This window comes from Candidatus Amarolinea dominans (genome assembly GCA_016719785.1).
In the GTDB taxonomy this organism is placed as follows: domain Bacteria; phylum Chloroflexota; class Anaerolineae; order SSC4; family Amarolineaceae; genus Amarolinea; species Amarolinea dominans.
This window is the reverse complement of sequence record JADJYJ010000020.1, coordinates 80,118-100,632: the sequence shown is the minus strand read 5'-3', so window position 1 is coordinate 100,632 and position 20,515 is coordinate 80,118. Positions and strand designations below refer to the sequence as shown.

Sequence of the window (20,515 nt, the reverse complement as noted above, 5' to 3'; positions counted from 1 at the left end):
CGCATTCATGATTGACAGCCTATCGGCTCAACGTCACGGGGGCGATCCGGGATGATCGTGCGGTCATCCGATTCAGAAAAATGTTCATCATTCACAGGCGCCGCCGGTGTGATGAACCGCCGCATGAAATCGGCCAGCTCAGCCATGTCCCGAAAGAAGAGCGTCTCACCGCTCGGCACGTAGATTGCCTGCCCGCGCCACTCAGCCTGGCCGTCGCCCAGGTCTTCGCGCCACAGGCGCACAGCGAACAGGTGTGAAGGGGGGCGTTCGTGCTGAAGTGACATCGCTCATTTCCCCACATGGACTTGCATGGCAGCATAGCACAGCCACCGCTTCAAAAGCGTTTCATGAAAGATTTCACAGAGTGTTCCATGTCACAGGTTTGCGCAGAGGGGAGAGGCGGAGAGGGGGAGAAGAGGAGAAGGGGAGAAGGGGAGAAGGGGAGAGCGTGCCATTGACAGGCGAACGGATTATCTGTATTATACGGGTCAATTATCATAACGAACAGGTATATTACAGATGAACTCGACTCCCAATATCTGAGTATTCTGCAAGAAGCCGGCTTTGTGGAACGTCGTGCGCCAGTGACGCAGGTCGAGCGCTCACGCCTGGGGCGCTATCACATCACCGACCCCTATTTGCGCTTCTACTATCGTTTTCTCGCCAACCGTCAAACCCAGTTGGCCCTGGGGGTCCAGGAGCAGTCATTGGCGGAGATCAAGCGTCATCTACGCGACTTCATCGGCGCCAACACCTGGGAAGAGATCTGCCGGGAATGGCTCTTACGCGCCAGTGCGAATGACACATTGCCTTTTGTGGTAGATCAGGTCGGCAGCGCCTGGACGCGTGGAGCACAGGTGGATGTGGTGGGCATCAATTCGATGGAGAAGTTATTGGTGCTTGGCGAGTGCAAATGGGGTCTTGAACCCGTTGGGCGCAGCGTCTTGACTGCGGTCGTTGACAAAACGGCGGAGGTTACACCCAGTCAGGGACAGTGGCAGGTCTATTACCTGGGCTTTGCGCGTGACGGCTGGACCGCCGCCAGCCACGCCTTCGCCCAGGAAATAGCCGACTCCCCACCAGGCGGCAAGAACTGGCGCGCGCTCGGAATGCGCCTCCTGGATTTATCTCAGGTTGATCAAGACCTGACCGCGTGGGTGAGCTGACAGGGAGCTGGTGACGCTGTCGAGCAAGGAAACACACCGCCGTTCAACGCCGGATGATGGGCACGAATACGGACCATGGCGTTGCGGTCGGGGTTGACGTCGGGGTGAGCGTGAGCGTGAGCGTGGCCGTGGCGCTGGGGGTCGCGCTCGGCGTGAGCGTGGCCGTGGCGATGGGGGTCAGCGAGGGCGTCGCGGTGGCGCTCGGCATGGGGGTCGGCGTGGCGCTGGGCGTGGCGCTCGGCGTGGGCGTGACTGTAGGGCTGGGGGTGGCGCTGGGGGTTGGCGAGGGCGTCGCCGTGCCGGTTGGCGTGGACGTGGGCGTGGCGCTGGGGGTTGGCGTGCGCGTGGCGGTGACGGTCGGCGTGCGCGTGCGCGTCGGCGTCGCAGTGGCCGTCGCGGTCGGCGCCACGTTGATCCAGCGGGCGATGTGCGAGGCCGCCACATCCCCGGCCGCGGTGAACGAGCCGCCCGCAAAGACGGCGGTGTTCCCATCTGCGGCCAGGGTGAGGACACTGTTATCCAGGCCGCTGCCCAGGGCCGCCCAGGACGAGCCATCCCAACGCGCAATGCGGTTGGCGCTGACCCCGCCGGCCGTGGTGAAGCGGCCGCCGGCCACCAGGCGTCCGGCGCCGTCCAGGGCCAGGGCCGTCACAGCATCGTTCGTGCCGCTGCCCAGGGGCGCCCAGGTCGAGCCGTTCCAGGCCGCCACATGATCGAGACCCGTCCCCCCGCCAGCCTCAGCGGTGAACTGGCCGCCGGCGTAGAGCACGCCGTTGCTGCCGAGCTGCAGGGCGTTGACCGGCGCGTTGAGTCCTGCGCCCACGGATGACCAGGCAGTACCGTTCCAGCGCGCGATGTTGGACAGGGGCGTGCTGAAGGTGCCATCAACCAGGAAATCGCCGCCGGCGTAGAGATTACCGCTGCTATCCACGGCCAGCGCCCTGACGCCGCTCTGGCCGTAGAGACCGCCGCCCACCGACACCCAGGCAGAGCCGTTCCAACGGGCAATCTCCAGGGGACCGCCGCCGCCAGGGCTGCCAAACGCGCCGGCCACGTAGACGTTGTTGCTGCCATCCACAGCCAGCGCGTTGATCTGCCCGTTCAGGCCGTTGCCCAGGTACGACCACGCTGAGCCGTTCCATTTGGCGACATAACCCTGCGAGGCAGACCCAAAGCCGGCGTAGAGGTTGCCCGCGGCGTCACGCGCCAGCGCGTAAACCGCGTCGCTCAGCCCGCTACCCAGGGGCGACCAGGCTGAGCCGTTCCATTTGGCGATGTGGCGCACGGTCTGCAAGCCGGCGTTGAAAAAGCGGCCGCCGACGAACAGGTTGCCGCTCCCGTCCAGCAGCATGGCTTGAACCGCCGCCTCTACGCCGTTGCCCTGGCTCGGCGTCAGGTCGGTCCAACTGCCGCTACGCCAGCGCTGGAAAATGCCGCGGCCAGAGAAACCGCCCGCGTAGAGATCGCCGTTCTGCACGAGCAGGTCACGAATGGCTTCGCTCGCGCCGCTGCCCAGGGCTGACCACGCGGCGCCATTCCACTTGGCAATACGGTTGAAGGTGACGTTGTTGGTGCTGTCCTGGGTGAAGATGCCGCCCGCGTACACGTTGCCGCCCGCGTCCGCGGTCAGGCTGTAGACCCAGGAGTTGAAGCCGACGCCCAGCGCGCCCCAGGCTGTGCCGTTCCAGCGGGCCACATAGTTGAGCGTGACGGTGTTCCAACCGTTGGTGGTGAAGGCGCCGCCGGCGTAGAGCGTGTTGCCCTGCCACAGCAGGCTGCGCACCGAGCCGTTGAAGCCCGCGCCCAGCGGTCCCCAACTGAAACCGCTCCACTTGGCGACACGATCCCCCGGCGTGGTGAAATCGCCGCCCACGTAGAGCACACTGGTCACCGGGTCAATGGCCAGGGCATAGACGCAGCCGTTGGCGCCGTTGCCCACGGCCGACAGGGTCGAGCCGTCCCAGCGGGCGAGGTTGTTGAGGGTGACGGCGCCCGTGCCATCGGTCAGGAAACAGCCGCCGACGTAGACATCGCCGCTGGCCGGGTCAATGGCGACCGCGTAGGCCGTGCCCCACAGCCCCGCGCCCAGGATCGTCCAGACGCTGCCGTTCCACATGGCCGCGAAGCCCAGCATGTCCCCCACCGCGTAGAGATGGCCGTTCGCAGCCAGCGCCAGGTCGCGCACACCGCCGATGCTGCCGACGGCCGACCAGGTCGCGGTGGCGCTGTTCCATTTCGCCACATTGCTGATGGGCTGACTGCCCACGTGCGTGAAATGACCGCCGAGGTAGATATTACCATTCGCGTCCTGCACCAGGGCCGACACATCCCCGTCCACGCCGGGGAACTGAAACCCGGCATCCCAGGCGCCGGCGGTTGGGCCGAGCCAGGGGTGCATGGCCGCCGCGCCGGCCGTCGTTGAACCGCTCTCCGCGGGCCGCCCCGCGTTGACCGCCCCCGCCAGCCGGCCAGCCAGCAGCAGCGCCACCACGACCATCAGGCGACTCGCCCAGGTCACACCTCGCCAGTAGCTCTTCATCGCTCATCTTCCTCGTTTCTGCATCTCGACTTCCAGCCCACTATGTACTGCAAGCGGGCACGAATTGCGCCTGCCCCCGTAGGCGGAGGAGTGAAATCTATTCCCGCTTACAGTATAGCACAGCGACCGCTTCAAAAGCGTTTCAGGAAAGATTTCACAGGTGTGTTTTTTGTGGTTGGATGGGCCCTGTACCTGGAATTGCGCAGGAATTCCAAATGGGGGGCCCGGGGGGCCCGGCGCGGGGGGGGGGGGGGGGGGGGGGGGGGGGGCGGGGGGGGGGCCCGGGGGCCCCGCCCGGGCGCCCCGGGGGCCCCGGCGGCGGGGGCGCCCCCCCCGCGGCCCCCCCCCGCGGCAAGGGGGGCCCCCCGGCCCCCCCCCCCCCCGCGGAAAGCGGGGGGGGGGGGGGCCCCCGCCGCCGCCCCCCCCGGCCCCCCCCGCGGCGGGCGGGGCGGGGGGGCCCGGCGGGGCCCCGGGCCCGCCCCCCCCCCCCCCGGCCCGAAAGCGGGGGGCGGGGCCCCCCCCCGCGAAAGGGGGCGCGGCCCCCGCGGGCCCCCCCCCCCCGGGGGGGGGGGGCCGCGGGGGCGGGGCCCCCGCCCCGCCCCCCCCGCCCGGGGGGCCCGGGCCCGCGGCCCCCGGCGGGCGGCGGCGGCCCCCGGCCCGGCGCCCCCCGGGGCCCGGCGGGGGCGCCCCGCCCCCCCCCCCCCCCCCCCGGCGCCCCCCGCCCCCGGCCCCCCCCCCCCCCCGGGCCGGGGACCCCCCGCCCCCCCCCCCCCCGGGCGGGCCCCCCCCCCCCCCCCAAGCCGGCCGGGGCCCCCCCCCCCCCCCCCCCGGGGGGCCGCCCCCCCCCCCCCCCCCCGCCCCCGCCCGGCCGGCCGCCCCGCCCCCCCCCGGGCGCGGCGCGCCCCCCCGGCGCCCCCCCGCCCGGGGCCCCCCCCCCCCCGGGGGGCCCCGGCGGCCCCCCCGGCGGGCCCCCCCCCCGCCCCCGCGAAACCGCGGGGGGGCCCCCCCCCCCCGGGCGAGCGGGCGGGCGGGGGCCCCCCCGGGGGCCCCCCCCCGGGGGGCGGCCCCCCGGCGGGGCCCCCCCCCGGGCCCCCCGCCCCCGGCGGGGAAGGCGCCCCCCCGGGCCTTGACCGGAATCGAGGCTTTAGCCGGTGCAGTTTGCGGCTTTGCTGGCCAAGAAACCGGCTGAAGCCTCCAATCCAGGTCCGATCAACGCCTACATTATGGAATTCCTGGAATTGCGCGGGCAATTCGCTTGGCGGGCCAGCTTGTGCTAAAATTCGATCCAGCGCCAGATTGTGATCGTTGCGCAGGGAAGGAGTAATGAGATGGCTTCTGCACCCGATATCGTTGTCGAAGTCGAAGCGTCGCCAGACGTGGACGCTGCCAGTGCGGCGCCAGTCGCCGATTTTCTGGCGATTCTGGAGAAAGCCGGCAGTGCGACGCCAATCGCCGGCGACGAACTGCCCCCGGCGTCATAAGCCCATGACCACAACCATCGAATCCGCTATTCCGACGCGACGCACGATCATTGACATGGCCAGGCGGCGCCAGCGCCCTGGCAGCGGCAGCGCGCGTAGTTTCCTGGAGGAAAGAACGACCATGACCCAATGGCCTGATCTGACGCCTGTGCTGGCCCCCATCTTGTGGGCTGTGGCCGGCGCCGCCGCCACGCGGCTCTACATGCCGGAGCGATCCACGCGCGATCTCGATCTTGTCATCGAAAGCCGCGATACCCAGGCGGTGACGCGCAAATTGCGCGCGGCCGGCTTCACACTGCTTGGCTCGCTGAGCATCGGCGGCACGCGCTGGCAAAGTCCGCAGGGAATCCCCGTCGCTGTCATCGCAGGAGCCGAACCCTGGTGGCCGCTGGCGCTGCAGGCTGCGCAGAGCAACCGCGACGCGCAAGGGCTGCCGGTGTTGCCACTCCCCTACCTGGCGCTGATGAAGTTCAACGCCAGCCGGACGATTGACCTGGGCGATTTGACCCACATGCTCGGACTGGCAGACGCAGCCACCCTGGCGCAGGTGCGCGACCTGTTTCACCAGTTTGCCCCGGATGGCCTGGAAGACCTCGAAAGCCTCATCGCCCTGGGCAAACTCGAGATGGACGATCCGGGCGCAGCGTAGGAGGTTCGTGATGCCGCATTGGTTCAACACCGCCGGGCCGTGCAAGCCCGATATCCACTACATGCTGCCCGCCGCGGCGCGCGTGGCCGGCGCGCGGCCGTTGATCGAGCAGCAGGCCTATTTCGTCATCCACGCCCCGCGGCAAACCGGCAAGACGACGGCCATGACGATGCTGGCGCGTGAACTGACCGCTTCGGGCCGCTATGTCGCGGTGCTGCTCTCGGTCGAGGTCGGCGCGGCGTTCAACACCGATCCGGGCGCGGCCGAGCTGGCAATCCTGGCTGAGTGGCGCAATGCGGCCAGCGTGCGCCTGCCGGCCGATCTGCAGCCGCCGTCCTGGCCAATGGAAACGGAGGGGCAGCGCATTCGCGCCGCTTTGCAGCAGTGGGCGCAGGTTGCCCCGCGACCGCTGGTGCTCTTCATGGATGAGATTGATGCGCTGCAGGATGTCGCGCTGATCTCGGTGCTGCGCCAACTGCGCTCAGGCTTTGCGGACCGCCCGGCCGGCTTCCCCTGGTCCGTGGCCTTGATCGGCATGCGGGATGTGCGCGATTACAAGGTGGCCGCCGGCGGCAGCGAACGGCTCAACACCGCCAGCCCGTTCAACATCAAGACCCGCTCGCTGACGGTGGGCAATTTTACGGCGGAGGAAGTGGCGGCGCTCTACGCGCAGCACACGAGCGACACCGGCCAGATTTTCACCGCAGAGGCGACTGCACTGGCCTTTACCTTGACCCAGGGCCAGCCCTGGCTGGTCAACGCCCTGGCCAAGGTCGCGGTCGAGGAGCTGGCGCCTGAACCGACCCACCCCATCACTGCCGATCACATCGAGCAGGCCAAAGAAATCCTGATCCAGCGCCAGGAGACCCACCTGGACAGCCTGGCCGAGCGGCTGCGCGAGCCGCGGATGCGCCAGATCATCGAGCCGATGCTGGCCGGTCAGTCGTTAGGCGATGTGTCCAGCGATGACCGCCGTTTTGTCATTGACTTGGGACTGGTTACACGCGACCCTGAGCGGGGTCTAGTCATTGCCAATCCAATTTATCAGGAGATTATCCCGCGAGTGCTTGCTGGCGGCGCCGCCGATTCTCTTCCATTTCTCCGGCCAACCTGGCTGACGGGGGCGAACTTGATCCGCCGCGCCTGGTGATGATGGCTTTCTTGCATCGCGACGGCGAACGCCCGGGTCCGCGAGGCGTGATCGCGCAGTGTCCCGTAGGGACACGTGACCTTAGCCGCGCCATCCGGCCAGATCGCGCAGTGTCCCGTAGGGACACGTGACCTGCACGGATCGCACGATCCGCCCGTCCCAAGGGACGGTCCCCGCGGCATGCGACGGCGAACGCCCGGCGCCCAGGGAACGGACCTAGCCCCCAGGCAGACCCAGTCCCGTAGGGACACGTGACCTTAGGTCGTGGCCTCATTCAATCGTCCCTACGGGACGACGGATGTGGCGGTGCGTCGTCGGCTAAAGTCAATACGTCCCTACGGGACGCAGCTATTCCAATGACAGTTCGCACCCAATCATGAGTTCGCACCCAATCATGAGTTCGCACCCAATCATGAGTTCGCACCCAACCATGATCGGTGACTGCCCACCCCGGCCCCAATTCACCCACCCTGGGCAACGACGACATCCTTCAGGAACCAGCGCCGCATGGGCGAGATGGGGAAACGGGTGACGGCCGGCTTGACCAGCGCGCTCCAGCGATGGTAGGTGAGCGGCAGGACGGGCGCTTCGGTCGCGAGGATGGTTTCGGCCTGCCGGTAAAGGCGCAGGCGCTCGACCGCGTCGCGCTCGGTCCTGGCCCTGGCAACGAGGTCATCGTACGCGGCATGGCGCCAGCCGGTCTGCAAGCCGATGGGCGCCAGGCGCAGGAAGTTGTCCGGGTCTGGAAAATCGGCGCGCCAGCCCACGAAAAGGATATGCGGACCTCCCACGCCCGCGAAGCGGATCACCTGCCCGGCTTCCACGCTCCGTACCTGGCTGCGCACGCCCAGGACCTCCTGCCACTGCTGCGCCAGGTATTCGCTCACCGAAGCCCAAACGCTTGAACTTTCACCGCCCCACAGTTCGATCAGCGGCAGACCCTGCCCGCCCGGATAGCCGGCCGCGGCCAGGAGCTGCTGCGCCTGCCCTGGCGCGTAGGGCAGAGCCGTGTCCGCGGCATGCCCCGGCAGGTTGGGCGGGATGAAGCCCCCCGTCGCCGGTGAATCATAGCCGAACAGGCGCGCCGCGGCCAGATGCGCGCGGTCGGTCGCCAGGACGAACGCCCGGCGCACGCGCGCATCGTCGAAGGGCGGCCGCCGTGTGTCGAAGGCCAGGTAGTCCACGCGCAGGTCGGGCACGGAGCTGAACTCCCCCGTATGGCGCCGGTGCAAGTGTACCGCTTTCGTCCGCGGCAGGCGATGCAGAGCCAGCACGTCCAACTGACCGGCCTCGTACAACGGCGCCTGCTCCTCCCAATCGGTCAGCAGCGTCACCTCCACCCGCCCCACGTTGCCCGCCAACCGACCCGTCGCGGGCGCATGATAATCAGCGTTGCGTTCCAGAGTCAGGGCTTTGCCTTGCTGCCAGGCGGCCAGGCGAAACGGGCCGTTGCTCACCAGGTGCGCGGGCGCGCTCCAGGCGCGGCCATGCTGCGCCAGCGCGTGACGCGGCACGGCAAAGGCGACGCGGTGCGCCAGCACGTAGAGAAAGCTGTTGACCGGCTCGGCCAGGGTGACGCGCAGCGTGAAGGGGTCCAGGACCTGCACGCCGAGCTGATCCGATTGGATGGTCTCCCCGGCCAGCAGGGCCGCCGCGCCGGCGATGTCGCCCAACAGGCGCGCAAAAGGCGCGGCCGTAGCCGGATCGAGGGCGCGGCGCCAGGCAAACGCAAAATCGGCCGCGGTGACCGGCGCGCCGTCGGACCAGGCGACATCACGCCGCAGGCGGAACGTGTAGACGCGGCCGGCTGCCTCGACCTGCCAGTCGGCCGCGATATCGGGCACGATGGTCATGTCCGGGCCTTCGGCCACCAGGCCGCAGAAGAGCTGGTCAATCAGCCAGGCGTCGCGGCCATCGTCGGCCGCGGGATCGAGCGTTTGCGGGATCAGCCGCGCCAGGTGCAGGGCGGCGTGCGGCGCGGCGACCGCCGACCAGGCCGGCTGCTGCGCCAGCAGGCCAAAGCCGGTCGCGTAGGCCGCGCTGGCCGCGCTGAAATCGAAGGCGGCGTGATGGGTCTGGCCGAGCCGGAGCATGGCCTGACCCGCGCCGGCCGCGTTGCCCTGCGCGTGCAGGAGAGCCGCGGCGCGACGATAGCAGGCATCCGCTTCGAGCACGGCCGCGACGCTGCGCGCTTCATCGCCAGCCTGCAGCCACCAGGTCACGGCGGCCGCGGCCTCGCCGGCCTCCTCGAAATGATGCGCCGCCTGCGCCGCGCGGTTGACCGGCGCAGGCGCTGCCTCTTGCAGCGCCTGGCCGGCGCGGCGATGCAGCAGCCGGCGTTGGGGCGCGCTCAACTGCGTGTAGGCCGCGGCGCGCAGCTTGTCATGGCTGAAATCGTAACCGTCCGCGCCCTGCTGGCGCACGATGCCCCGGCGCCACAACTCGTCCAGCGTCGTCAGCAGGCCGGCTTCGTCCAGGCCGCTGACGCGACGCAAAGCGTCCAGGGTACACTGGCGGCCCAGCACCGCGGCAACCTGGGCCAGGCTGCGGCCGGCCGCGGAGAGCTGCGCCAGGCGCTGTTCGAGCACCGCCTGTACCTTGAGCGGCTGGCGGATGTGCAGCGGGCAGAGCGGGCAGAGCGGCCCGGCGGGGTCAGGATCGGGGTTGGGCTGCGCGCCGGGCGCGGTCATCGAACCGGCGCGCACGGTCTCGACCAGGAACAGGGGGTTGCCCTCGCTGTCGTGATGGAGGTGGCGAATCTCGCACGGCGTCAGCGGTCGGCCGGCCAGTTGGGCGGCCAGCTCGCCGCATTCATGCACGTTGAGCGGCGCCAGGGTCAGCTCGAGCCAACGGCCAGACGCCTGCAAGCGGCGGCGCAGGTCGTGCAGGGGATGGTCGGCCTGAATCTCCTCGCGGCGCACCGTGCCCAGCACGAGCAGCGGCGCGCGTCCGGCCTGGCTGAGCAGGTAATGCAGCCAGGCCAGGGTCTGTTCATCGCCCAGGTGCAGGTCATCGGCCAGGAGGAGCAGCGGCCGCGGCGGGTTGAGCAGCGGCGCGGCCAGGGCTTCGAAGAAGCGCCGGCGCTGCCAGGCCTCGAGCAGCGGGCCGGGTGCGGTCAGGCCGGGCCGCGACGTCAGCACCTCCGGCAGCAGGCGGGCAATCTCGGCCAGGCGGCCGTCATCCAGGGCAGACAGGCGGGCTTGCAGGCACGGGCTGCGCAGCCAGGCAGCGACGGGTGCGAAGGGCAGCGGTTGAACGGACGGGTCGCAGCGGGCCACGGCCACATCACGGCCTCGCCGCCACAGCCAGGCGACCAGCTCTTCGGCCAGCCGCGTGGTTCCCACGCCAGCCTCGCCGCTGAGCAGGACCAGGCCGGGGCTGCCGGCCGCGGCCGCCTGCCAGCGTTCCAGCAACTGCGCCCATTCGGCCTGGCGCCCCACCAGGCGCGGTGTGCTGAGCGGGGACAGGGAAGGCAGGGGCGCAGTGTCCTGGTCAGGGTCGCCTGCGGCCTGCTCGAGCACGCGCTGGTAGAGCGCCTGGGTGCGGGGATGGGGATCAACGTTCAATTCCCGGCGCAGCAGCGCGGCGCAGCGGTGATAGGCGTGCAGGGCTGCGGCGCGGTCGTTGTTCGCGAGGTGCAGGTGCATCAGGCGGCGGTGGTTGGCCTCCATCACCGGGTCGGCGGTCAGCAGGCGCTCGGCGCAGCGCAGCGCCGGGTCGAACTGGCGCCCGGCTTCGTATGCAGCAGCCAGGCGCTGCAGGCTCTGCAGGAACATCTGGCGCAGCCGTTCGCGCGGCCGCATGATCCACTCATCGTAGCAGGTGGGCAGCAGATCGCCGCTGTAGAGGTCCACGGCGGCCTGCAGCGCCTTGCTGTCGTGGGCGGCCCCCAGCGCGGCCTCGAAATCGGCCGCGTCCAGGTGAAACGGCCCGTCGCCGCGCCATTCGACATGGTGTTGGTCGAAGCGGAGAAAGCGATCGGCATCGGGTAAAGCCCCGCGCAGGCGATGGAGCAGGGTGCGCAGGTTCGAGCGGGCCTGGGCATCGGTGGTGTCGGGCCAGAAGTGGCAGGCCATCTGCTGGCGTTCTTGGGGAACGCCGGATCGCAAGACGAGGAAAGCGGTCAGCGCCTGCAGCCGCGGCTGATCGAACGCGGTCAGCGGCTGTGCGTCGCAGGTCAGGGAGAAGTATCCCAGGAGGTGGATGTGCAGTGCCCCAGCGGGGTTCATGTGCAGAGCTTCCTTGATGTTGCCGCAGCGGGTGTAATCCCACGGTCGAAAGGACCACTCGTATTATAGCATAGATCAACAGCGGTTCCCGAAACCGCCATCGGTCGTGCGCGCATGATCGAAATGCAGCCTGGTCTGGCGGAGTGCAAAGTGCAGAGTACAAAGTTGCGCGGCCAGACCATCGAGATCGGCTGTCCTTCCCACTTTGCACAGAGGCCGTTGGAGGCCGGCTGGCTCGACACCATCACATCCAGTTGCGCAAAAACAATGGCGCAGTTATACTGTGGGCCATGAACATCTTCCTGCGCTCTGCGGAATTCGATGCCTGGTTGGCTGCCTTGAAAGACAAGGTGGGGCGCGCCCGTATTCTTCGTCGTATTCGATCTGCCGAGCACGGAAACTTCGGCGACTGCGAACCGGTTGGTGCAGGCGTTTCGGAAATGCGTATCCATGCCGGACCGGGCTATCGAGTCTATTACACTCGTCGCGGAGAGGTGATCTATCTACTTCTTCTGGCCGGTGACAAGTCTTCCCAAAAGCGGGATATCAAACGAGCACTTGAGATGGCGCGGGCTTTGCATGAGGAGTAAACCATGACCAGATTTGCCTTGTTCGATGCAGCCGATTATCTCGACGATGAGGAAACCATGGCTGAATACCTTACCGCTGCGCTGGAGGACCACGACGTGTTGGGCGGGTGGGGGCAGAAATTGCGAAAGATACTGGTTTAGGGCCGGCCACAAGAGCTTGCGCCTGGGCCAAACCGGCTATGACACGGGCTCAAACCTTGGGTGTCAGGCCGCTTTTGGCCGGCCCGCCCGCCTGTGCCACAATCTGAGGCAGCACGCTGCCGCTAACCACCATATCACCGTGAGGCGCCCATGCCCGCTCCTGCCGAGATTGTCCAGCTCGTCGAGCTCTTCCAGCGCAACTACGACCAGTACTGCGCACCTTCCTTCAGCGAGGCCGCGGTCCGCCACCAGTTCATTGACCCCTTCTTCGCCGCACTGGGCTGGGATGTCAACAACACCCAGGGCTTCGCGGAGCAGTACAAGGAGGTGGTGCATGAGGACAAGGTGCTCGTAGGTGACGCCACCAAGGCGCCCGACTACTCTTTCCGCATCGGCAAGGAACGCAAGTTCTTCGTCGAAGCCAAGAAACCCTCGGTAAACATCAAGCACGACATCGAGCCAGCCTATCAACTACGCCGCTACGCGTGGAGCGCCAAGCTGCCGCTCTCCATCCTGACCGATTTCGAGGAGTTTTCGGTCTACGACTGTCGCATGCGACCCGACAAAAGCGACAAAGCCGCGACGGGCCGCATTCTGCTGCTGAATTTCACGGACTACGTCGCGCGCTGGGATGAGATCGCGGGCATCTTCAGCAAGGCTGCGGTGTGGCAGGGCGCGCTCGACAGGTTCGCCGTGGCGAAGGCCGGCAAGCGCGGCACCGCCGAAGTGGACGACGAGTTCCTGGCCGAGATCGAGCGCTGGCGCGAGCTGCTGGCGCGCAACCTGGTGCTGCGCAACCCTCATCTGCGCGGCCACGACGTCAACTGGGCCGTGCAGCAGACCATAGACCGCATCGTCTTCCTGCGCATCTGCGAGGCGCGCAACCTGGAGACGTACGAGCAGCTGCGCGCGCTGCTCAACGGCGGCCACACCTACGCGCGCTTGGGGGAGCTCTTCCGTCGCGCGGACCTGCGCTACAACTCCGGGCTGTTCCATTTCAGCGAGGAGCGGGGTCGTGCCGAAGCGCCCGACACCCTCACCCCGGGTCTGGAGATTGATGACAGGGTGCTCAAAGACATCATCGAGCACCTCTACTACCCGCAAAGTCCCTACGAGTTTTCGGTGCTGCCAGCCGACATCCTGGGCCACGTCTACGAGCGCTTCCTGGGCAAGGTGATCCGCCTCACCCCCGGCCGGCAGGTCAAGATCGAGGAGAAACCGGAGGTGCGCAAGGCGGGCGGCGTCTACTACACGCCCACCTACATCGTGGACTACATTGTGCGTCAGACGGTTGGCCCCCTGCTGGAGGGGAAGACCCCTGCCCATGGGCGGTCGCCAGGGTCGCTCCCACGCGTCGCGGATATTGCCTGTGGATCGGGATCGTTCCTGCTGGGCGCGTACCAATACCTGTTGGACTGGCACCTCGCCTATTACCTCGAAGAGCCTGAGCGCTGGCTGAAGGGCAAGCGCCCTGCGCTGGAGCGAGTGAGCGGCGGCGCAACCCGGCTGACCATCGAGGAGCGCAAACGCATCCTGATGGACCACCTCTACGGTGTTGATATTGACCCGCAGGCCGTGGAGGTGACCAAGCTCTCGCTGCTGCTGAAAGTGCTGGAGGGCGAAGGGGTGGCCGGCCAGCTATCGCTGGGCGTGGAGCGCGTGCTGCCCGACCTGGGCCGCAACATCAAGTGCGGCAACTCGCTGATCGGCCCGGAGTTTTACGATGGCAAGCTGGATCTGCCGGACGATGAGACCGCGCGGCGGGTGAACGCGTTCGACTGGAAGAAGGAGTTCCCGGAGGTGATGACCGCTGGCGGGTTCGATGCGGTGATCGGGAATCCACCTTGGGGTGGTGACATTGACCGAGAACTGGACTACTTCCACACTCGGTATCCTGCAACTACAAAAGAACACACGGATAGTTATAAATTGTTCGTCGATCGCGGCCTTCAGTTGGCACGCACTGGAGGATTGATATCGATGATCATTCCAAATACACTTCTGAGGCAGAGACGCTTGAAGGATGTTCGCTCTCTGATGTTGCAGCACAAGATTGTGGCTCTGGTAGACCTGGGGGAGGATGTCTTTGAGGGAGTCGTTGCTCCATCATGCATCTATGTGGTGGAGAAGAATCACGCAGCCACCGACCATCAGACTCTCATCATTGATGTCGCTAGACTAGCGAAGTTTGACAGAGTTGAAGTGTTGACACGCAAAAAATTTCAAGGAGGCGCTTATGAGCAGCGGAGTTTTCAAGAGAATGCTGATTTGGAGTTTCGAGCAGTTCCCCAAGATACAAGAGTCCCAGCCATAGCGTTAGGTGATTTTCAGTATCTAGCGTGTAAGGACGCCGGTATCAACTACCAGCGTGTGAGCGTTGGTATGCGAGAGAAGGGGAAAAGCGATCTTGCCAACCGGTTATTGTACGAGGGGGAGCGACAGAAGGATGATGACAAGATGTTCTGGAAGGGAACGGACATCAACCGGTACTGGATCGCTGAAGCCACCAGCAGATTTTGTCGCCCATATTATCAACGGTTTGTTCGCGATAACGAAGTTGTCCATTTGGGCCAGAAGGTGTACAACGCGACACCCAAAATCCTTCTACGACAGACAGCGGATCGCATAATTGCGACAATTGATTACCAAGGAGTATGGTTTGGCCGAAGCATCATAGCAATTGTGCCATCGGACAAATCCGATTATCGTATTGAGTATTTCCTGGGCGTTCTCAATTCTCGCTATTTTGAATGGCTTTACGAAAGAACCGTTCAAGAGACAGGGCGCGTCTTCGCACAAGTCAAACTCTCCAAGCTGAAGCAACTCCCCATCCGCACCATCAACTTCACCGACCCCGCGGACGCGGCACGGCACGACCGGATGATCAGCCTGGTCACGCAGATGCTCGATCTGCACAAGCGGCTGGCTGCCGAAGGCATCCCGCACGAGAAGGCGGCGTTGCAGCGGCGGATCGAGGCGACCGACCGCCAGATTGATGCGCTGGTGTATGAGCTGTACGGGTTGACGGACGCGGAAATCGCGGTGGTGGAACAGGAAGGCGCGAAGGGGTTGGAACACGAAGGCGCGAAGTGACGCGAAGGTCGCGAAGCGCGAAGGCCGCGAATACGATTCTACATCCCCCACACGGTGATCGGTCGGTCCTGGTACCGTTCGATGCGCCGGAAGATCTTCTCGTCCCACGTCCGGCTAGAGTCGCGATCGAAAATGACCAGGTGTCCGGCTTCCGCGGCGCAGCGATCCATGTATTCCCACGTCTGCTGTGATCCTTCAGCGATGGTTGTTTCCAACGACTTGTGACGCAGCTTGGTTTCGACGACTACCTTCTGCACCGGTCTTGGTTCGGCTTCCCCGTAAGGCCATAGGATCAGCAGATCGGTGCGGCCATGCCCCAACCCGTACTCCCGCTCGATGCGGCCGCCGCCATTGACAATGCGCTGCAGGAAGGCTTGCAGCAGGAGCTGCGGCCCCGCTTCCTTGTAGTCGAAGCGCTCCACCCAATGCTCGGAGTGCTCGCGGAAAAAAGATTGAAACGCAGCGATCAGCTTGTCAACCTCCAAACGACCATCCGGCAGGATATACCAGGCTGCAACGAGGGTCATGCCGGTCTGGGCATCCCAGGTCAGCTCGCGGGGAATCACTTCCTGGTAGATGCGGTTGGCTAATTGCAGCGCCCCCGTCCGGTCCTGCCGAACCAGGCCCAAGTCAACCACGTACTGCACGTCGTCAGCGCGAAACTGTTTTCCGAACACCTCACCAACCAGGATCGGTTCGATCACGCGGCGCACGCGTGGTTCCTTGAGTTTGTCGGTCAACTGGTCCAGGTGCGTTTCCCTGCGTAAGATGATCGCCTCTTTGGCTTCGAGGATCAGTTCCGCGGTGATGGGCTGGTCGCGGTCACGGGTGTCCGGCACCTGAAAGCAGGTTTCGTAGCCCAGCGCGTTGACCAGCCAGGGCTGCCCCTGCGTCAGGTCCCAGGCCAGGGCCAGGGCCTCGGGCGTGAACGGCTGGCCTGTCTCGGTGGTGTGCTGTTGGTAGAGCGTCTGCATTTCGGCCTGGCTGAAGTCCCCCAGCCGGAGCGAAGCCGCCTTGATGTTGAAGGCGCTGCCGCCCGTGATGATGGTTTTCTCCTGTTCGGAGTGGATGCGATAGTCGCGCACGTCCCGCACGCCGCAGAGGATGACACTTTGGGGAAATGCTGCCGGCCGCTTGGCGTAGCCGCTGCGTAATTGGCGCAGAACCGAGATGAGGGTGTCACCTACCAGGGCGTCAATTTCATCTATCAGCAGAACGGCCGGTCGCGCTGGTTCGCGCCCAGCCCATAGGGTCAAGGCAACGTCCAGTACGGAGAACTCGCCGTAACGGGCGAGGATGTCGTTGGCGTTGTCCAGGAAGAAATGGTCCTGCAGCGTAATGGATTCCCACAACATGAGTTCGGCGAGAATCACGCGCATGGCTGCACGCACATCTTCGCGCGCGGCCTGGGCGCTCTCCACGTTGATATAGAGACAGCGATAGCGGCCAGTCGCGTTGAGGTGATCGCGCAAGGCCAGCAGCAGGCTCGTCTTGCCCACTTGCCGCGGCGCGTGCAGCACGAAGTATTTTTTCTGGGCGATCAGGGTCAAAATCTCATGCAAGTTCACCCGGCCGAGCGGCGGCAGGCAATAATGATCCGCGCAGTTGACCGGCCCGGCGGTGTTGAAGAAACGCATGGCAAGACCTCCGATCCCTGTTCTGAAAGGGCTTGATACGAGGTCCGGTCACGATGCCCGACCCGCACCATGCCGTCCTCGACATGGCTCGTATTATAGCATGGATCAACAGCGGTTCCCGAATTGCCCGCGTTGTGACAAAAATAACCCCACAGAGCAAGAATCCTGTACATCCTGTTCATCCTGTCCAATCGGCCTGCAGCATTACGCGGCGCCCAGACCGGCGTGCGGACCTTGCAGGGGCACGTCGGGAATGACGGCGGCCGGGCGGCCGATCTGCACGGCGACGCCCTGCGTGTCGCGCAGTTCATCGCTCATGCCCAGTTCGTCGAAGATGCTGGTCGCGCGGAAGTGGCAGTCCACGGCCCAGGCCATCTGCCCGGTGCGGTCGTAGAGGCGCCGCAGGCTGAGGTAGGTGCGGGCCAGGTCAGGCCGGGCGCGAATCTGGCGCAGCAGGTCCAGGCTGGCGATGAGCGCCTGTTCCACGGCCGGCCAATCGGGCGCGGGTTGGCGGGCCAGGGCATCGCCCAGCAGGCGCAGCGCCACCCCGGCCGCCCAGCGATCGCCGGCCGCGCGCGCCAGGTCGAGCGCCTGCTGCGCCCAGGCGCTGGCCGCGGCGGCCTGCCCTGCAGCCAGGTGAGCTTCGGCCAGGAAGAGGTGCGAAAAGTAGTAAAGCACGCGGTAGCCGGTCTCTGTGGCCCAGGCCAGCGCCCGCGCCAGATAGGGCTGACCGGCCTCCAGCCCGTCGAGCGCACAGGTGGCCCGTCCCCACAGGTTTGCCACCATGAAGCAGTGGGGCGAGAGACCGGTCTCCTCGCAGGCAGACAGGATTGGGCGCAGGGTGGCCAGGCAGCCGGCGTAGTCGCGCCGCGCGGCCAGCACGAACGCGAGCTGCATGCGGGCCACGATGAGGGTGGTGCTGTGGCCGCTGACCTCGGCCAGGGTCACGCCGTGCTGGCATTCCTGCTCGGCCCGGTTCCAACTACCCACGCGCGCCCAGGCCACGCCCAGATAACCGAAAACGATCGCCATCTCCGGATGAGCGGCCGGCGGCTGCGCCAACTCCAGGTAGTGCTTGAGATAGACGATGGCATCATCGAAGGCGCCAGTGGCAATGGCCGCGCGCGCCAACATGCGCAGCGATGCGGTCCGCAACTCCGGGTCGCCGGTGGCATCGGCCGTGCGTTGACCACGCCGCGCATATTCGGCCGCCAGGGCGGGCTGTCCTTGCAGCCAAAAAACCTGCGCGGTGCGCTGATAGACCTTGCCCAGGCGCGGCTGATCGTCCAGGGCCGCGGCCAGGCGCTCCGTCTCCGCCAGGATCGTCTGCGCGTGCGCCAGCTCATGCGTGAAGCTGTACGCGGTCGCGAGCTGCAGATTGAGATCAATACGGGTGGCGCCCTGTTCAGCCGGCGCCGCGTGTTGCAGCAGGCCCACCGCCTGCAGGCCCAACTCACGGGCGCTGGCATACGAACGCACACGCAGCGCCTGCTCACCCGCGGCAATCAGGTAGGGCAGCGCCTTGAGCGGCGCATCGCCCTGGCTGAAATGGTAGGCCAGGGTCGCGGCGTCGGCCAGGTCACGATCGAGAGGCGCCGCGGCCAGCACTTCGGCCACGCGGCGATGAACCCAGCGGCGCCGCGCGCGGTTCATCTCGTTGTAGGCCACGGTGCGAATCTGCGCATGGCTGAAATCGTAGCGGGGCGTGGCTGCGGCCAAACCGTCCGGCTCCGTGCGTTCGCGCACGATGCCGCGGCGCAGCCAGGCTTCCAGGCTGCTGATGACCTCCGCGGCCGGCTGCTCGCTGACCTCTTGCAGCACGCTGAAGCTGAATGCCTGGCCCATCGCGGCCGCGACGCCGAGCAACTGGCGACTGCTATCGCTCAGGCGGTCCAGGCGGGCCTCGATGACGTTTTGCACACGCAGGGGCAGGGCAAAGGGCGACCGGCGCCCGCCCGGTTCGTGAGTCAGCAGCCAGCCGGCCCCGGTCTCGTGCAGCGCCTGGACCGTTTCCACCACGAACAGCGGGTTGCCCTCGGTTTCTTCATACAGGCGCTGCAACTGCACCGCGCTCAGGTGCAGCCCCGGGGCGAGCGCGTCAACCAACTGCACGGTTTCGCTGTGACTCAGGCGCGCCAGGGGCAAGCGCAGCAGCCAGCCCTGGCGCTGCAGGCCGCGCACGATGGGCGCCTGGTCGCTGTTCAGCAGCTCCGGCTGGCAGGTCAACGCCACCAGCAGCGATGCGCCCACGCAGCGCCGCGCCAGGTAAGCCAGGAAGTGCCAGGTGGGCTGATCGGCCCACTGCACATCTTCCAGCAGGAGCATGAGCGGCCGGCGTTCGGCCAGGCAGAGCAGAAAACGCCCTAACCCCTCCAGCAGATGGTGCAGGTCCCCATGATCCGCTCCCATCCCGCCCTCGGCTGTTGGTGTGGACAGACCGGGAAAACGGGCCGCCACTTCCGGCAGCAGCGCGGCCACCGGCGCCAGCCAGCCCGGCGGCGGCGTGAACCAGGCCCAATTGACCATCGCCAGACCGCTGCGCAGCGCATCCACCAGCGGATGGAAGGGCACCATGCCTTCAAACTCGCGGCTGTGGCCGCTGAGCAGCGTCAGCGCCTGACCGCTCTGCCACCAGGCCTCCTGCAGCAGCCGCGTCTTGCCGATGCCGGACTCCCCTTCGACCAGCACCATGCTGCCGCGGCCGGCCTGCGCATGGGCCAAACGCGCGGTCAACTCGCCCAGGTCAGCCGTGCGACCGACAAAGGGCGCGCCCGCCGGTGGTTGCAGCGGCAGGCGCGCGGCGTCCACAGGAGAGCGCCTCCGCCCTGCAGCGGGGGGCAGAGCAGGAATTCCCAATGTGGTCGCTGAAGACATTTGGAATGGAGGCTTTAGCCGGTTATTGGGCACTTGAGAACCCTGTGGCAGACCGGCTGAAGCCTCGATTCCGGGACCATTTGGAATTCCTGGGGGCAGAGCGTTGAACGGCGGCGGCGGCGCAAGCGACGGCGCGTGCGTCTCCTGCCAGGCGCCGGCGCGCATCTCCGCGGCCATGGCGGTGGTGGCGGGCAGCGGCGCCGCGTCCAGTTCATCGGCCAGGGCCTGGCGGCAGCGCTGATACTGCTGCAGCGCCTGCGTGCGTGCGCCAGACAGGTAATAGAACGCCATCAGGCGGGTGTGCGCGGCCTCGTGCCAGGGTTCAAGGCGCAGAAGTTGTTCCGCGGCGGCGATGGCGCTGGGGAGATCGCGACGGCCGTGATGGAGGTCTGCCAGCTGCTCCAAAGCCTGCATGGCGCGGTGACGGGCGTGCAGCCGCGGGGCCTGGCACCAGTCATCCAAAAGATCGGCCAGCAAATCACCGCGATAGAGCGCGACGGCCGACTGCAGGGCGTACACAGCAGTCTCCGCGGCGGACGATGGCGCGGCTGTGTCCAAAAAATCCTCGAAGCGCTGCATGTCCACGTCGAAGGCAGCCCGCGGGTTGAGTTGCACCGTGCTGCCTTCAACCAATACCAATTCCTCGGCTGCGGCCAGCGGTTCCAGCGCGCGGCGCAGGCGGTGCAGATATTGCCGCAGATTGCGCCGCGCGGCCGTCTCCGGCGCATCGGGCCAGAAGAGGAGCGCAAGCTGGCGGCGGTCGGCCGGCCGGTCACGGTGCAGCAGGAGGTAGGCAAAGAGAGAGCGCGTGGTGGGAGAGCCGAGATCGAGCGGCGCTGCGCCCAGGGCCGGCGCGATGATCGTCAGGTCGCCGAAGAGCCGAACCTGGGCAAGCGCAACCGGCGGGGACCCGTTCGTGATAGGTGGTGTGGGGCGATCCGGCTGATGTGGTGACAAGGGTGCTCC

General features: G+C 66.8%; 10 protein-coding genes and 2 pseudogenes. 7 read left to right on the top strand and 5 right to left on the bottom strand.

Annotated features, from left to right (window positions below):
* Positions 1 to 5 precede the first annotated feature (5 nt).
* Entirely contained in the window at positions 6 to 284 is a 279-nt protein-coding gene (locus tag IPM84_19550) for a hypothetical protein (protein MBK9094916.1), read from the bottom strand.
* 282 nt (positions 285 to 566) lie between these two features.
* On the opposite strand from IPM84_19550, the gene IPM84_19545 reads away from it, so the two are divergent.
* Entirely contained in the window at positions 567 to 1,166 is a 600-nt protein-coding gene (locus IPM84_19545; protein ID MBK9094915.1) for a DUF234 domain-containing protein, read from the top strand.
* 43 nt (positions 1,167 to 1,209) lie between these two features.
* Here the strand turns inward: IPM84_19545 and IPM84_19540 are convergent, their stop codons facing one another.
* The gene (locus tag IPM84_19540; GenBank protein MBK9094914.1) at positions 1,210 to 3,705 is read right to left on the bottom strand and encodes a hypothetical protein; all 2,496 of its coding nucleotides are present in this window, start codon (positions 3,703 to 3,705) and stop codon (positions 1,210 to 1,212) included.
* 1,328 nt (positions 3,706 to 5,033) lie between these two features.
* Here IPM84_19540 and IPM84_19535 point away from each other — a divergent pair.
* From IPM84_19535 to IPM84_19525, 3 genes and pseudogenes are all read left to right on the top strand, one after another.
* Positions 5,034 to 5,186, top strand: coding sequence for a hypothetical protein (locus tag IPM84_19535; protein ID MBK9094913.1), 153 nt, complete (start codon positions 5,034 to 5,036; stop codon positions 5,184 to 5,186).
* 4 nt (positions 5,187 to 5,190) lie between these two features.
* Positions 5,191 to 5,835: a hypothetical protein gene (locus tag IPM84_19530; protein MBK9094912.1), complete on the top strand. Its 645-nt coding sequence runs from the start codon at positions 5,191 to 5,193 to the stop codon at positions 5,833 to 5,835.
* Positions 5,836 to 5,845: 10 nt separating this feature from the next.
* Positions 5,846 to 7,116 (top strand): annotated as a pseudogene (locus tag IPM84_19525) (ATP-binding protein).
* 330 nt (positions 7,117 to 7,446) lie between these two features.
* Here IPM84_19525 and IPM84_19520 read toward each other — a convergent pair.
* Entirely contained in the window at positions 7,447 to 11,214 is a 3,768-nt protein-coding gene (locus IPM84_19520; protein MBK9094911.1) for an AAA family ATPase, read from the bottom strand.
* 290 nt (positions 11,215 to 11,504) lie between these two features.
* Between IPM84_19520 and IPM84_19515 the strand changes: the two genes are divergently transcribed.
* The 3 genes and pseudogenes from IPM84_19515 to IPM84_19505 all read left to right on the top strand — a co-directional run bounded on the left by IPM84_19515 (position 11,505) and on the right by IPM84_19505 (position 15,038).
* Positions 11,505 to 11,804, top strand: coding sequence for a type II toxin-antitoxin system RelE/ParE family toxin (locus tag IPM84_19515; protein ID MBK9094910.1), 300 nt, complete (start codon positions 11,505 to 11,507; stop codon positions 11,802 to 11,804).
* A 3-nt stretch (positions 11,805 to 11,807) separates the two neighbouring features.
* Positions 11,808 to 11,894, top strand: a pseudogene (locus IPM84_19510) (transcriptional regulator).
* A gap of 201 nt (positions 11,895 to 12,095) precedes the next feature.
* Positions 12,096 to 15,038, top strand: a complete 2,943-nt coding sequence (locus IPM84_19505; GenBank protein MBK9094909.1) for an N-6 DNA methylase — start codon at positions 12,096 to 12,098, stop codon at positions 15,036 to 15,038.
* A gap of 38 nt (positions 15,039 to 15,076) precedes the next feature.
* On the opposite strand, the gene IPM84_19500 is transcribed toward IPM84_19505, so the two are convergent.
* Both IPM84_19500 and IPM84_19495 read right to left on the bottom strand, forming a co-directional pair.
* The gene (locus IPM84_19500; protein MBK9094908.1) at positions 15,077 to 16,675 is read right to left on the bottom strand and encodes an ATP-binding protein; all 1,599 of its coding nucleotides are present in this window, start codon (positions 16,673 to 16,675) and stop codon (positions 15,077 to 15,079) included.
* Positions 16,676 to 16,879: 204 nt separating this feature from the next.
* Positions 16,880 to 20,506 (bottom strand): AAA family ATPase, encoded by a 3,627-nt coding sequence (locus IPM84_19495; protein ID MBK9094907.1) that lies wholly within the window; start codon positions 20,504 to 20,506, stop codon positions 16,880 to 16,882.
* Positions 20,507 to 20,515 lie beyond the last annotated feature (9 nt).

Excerpts from the sequence above, each read along its gene's own strand:
- IPM84_19550 (MBK9094916.1), bottom strand. The coding sequence starts at position 284 with ATGTCACTTCAGCACGAACGCCCCCCTTCACACCTGTTCGCTGTGCGC.
- IPM84_19540 (MBK9094914.1), bottom strand. The coding sequence starts at position 3,705 with ATGAAGAGCTACTGGCGAGGTGTGACCTGGGCGAGTCGCCTGATGGTC.
- IPM84_19535 (MBK9094913.1), top strand. The coding sequence starts at position 5,034 with ATGGCTTCTGCACCCGATATCGTTGTCGAAGTCGAAGCGTCGCCAGAC.
- IPM84_19530 (MBK9094912.1), top strand. The coding sequence starts at position 5,191 with ATGACCACAACCATCGAATCCGCTATTCCGACGCGACGCACGATCATT.
- IPM84_19520 (MBK9094911.1), bottom strand. The coding sequence starts at position 11,214 with ATGAACCCCGCTGGGGCACTGCACATCCACCTCCTGGGATACTTCTCC.
- IPM84_19515 (MBK9094910.1), top strand. The coding sequence starts at position 11,505 with ATGAACATCTTCCTGCGCTCTGCGGAATTCGATGCCTGGTTGGCTGCC.
- IPM84_19505 (MBK9094909.1), top strand. The coding sequence starts at position 12,096 with ATGCCCGCTCCTGCCGAGATTGTCCAGCTCGTCGAGCTCTTCCAGCGC.
- IPM84_19500 (MBK9094908.1), bottom strand. The coding sequence starts at position 16,675 with ATGCGTTTCTTCAACACCGCCGGGCCGGTCAACTGCGCGGATCATTAT.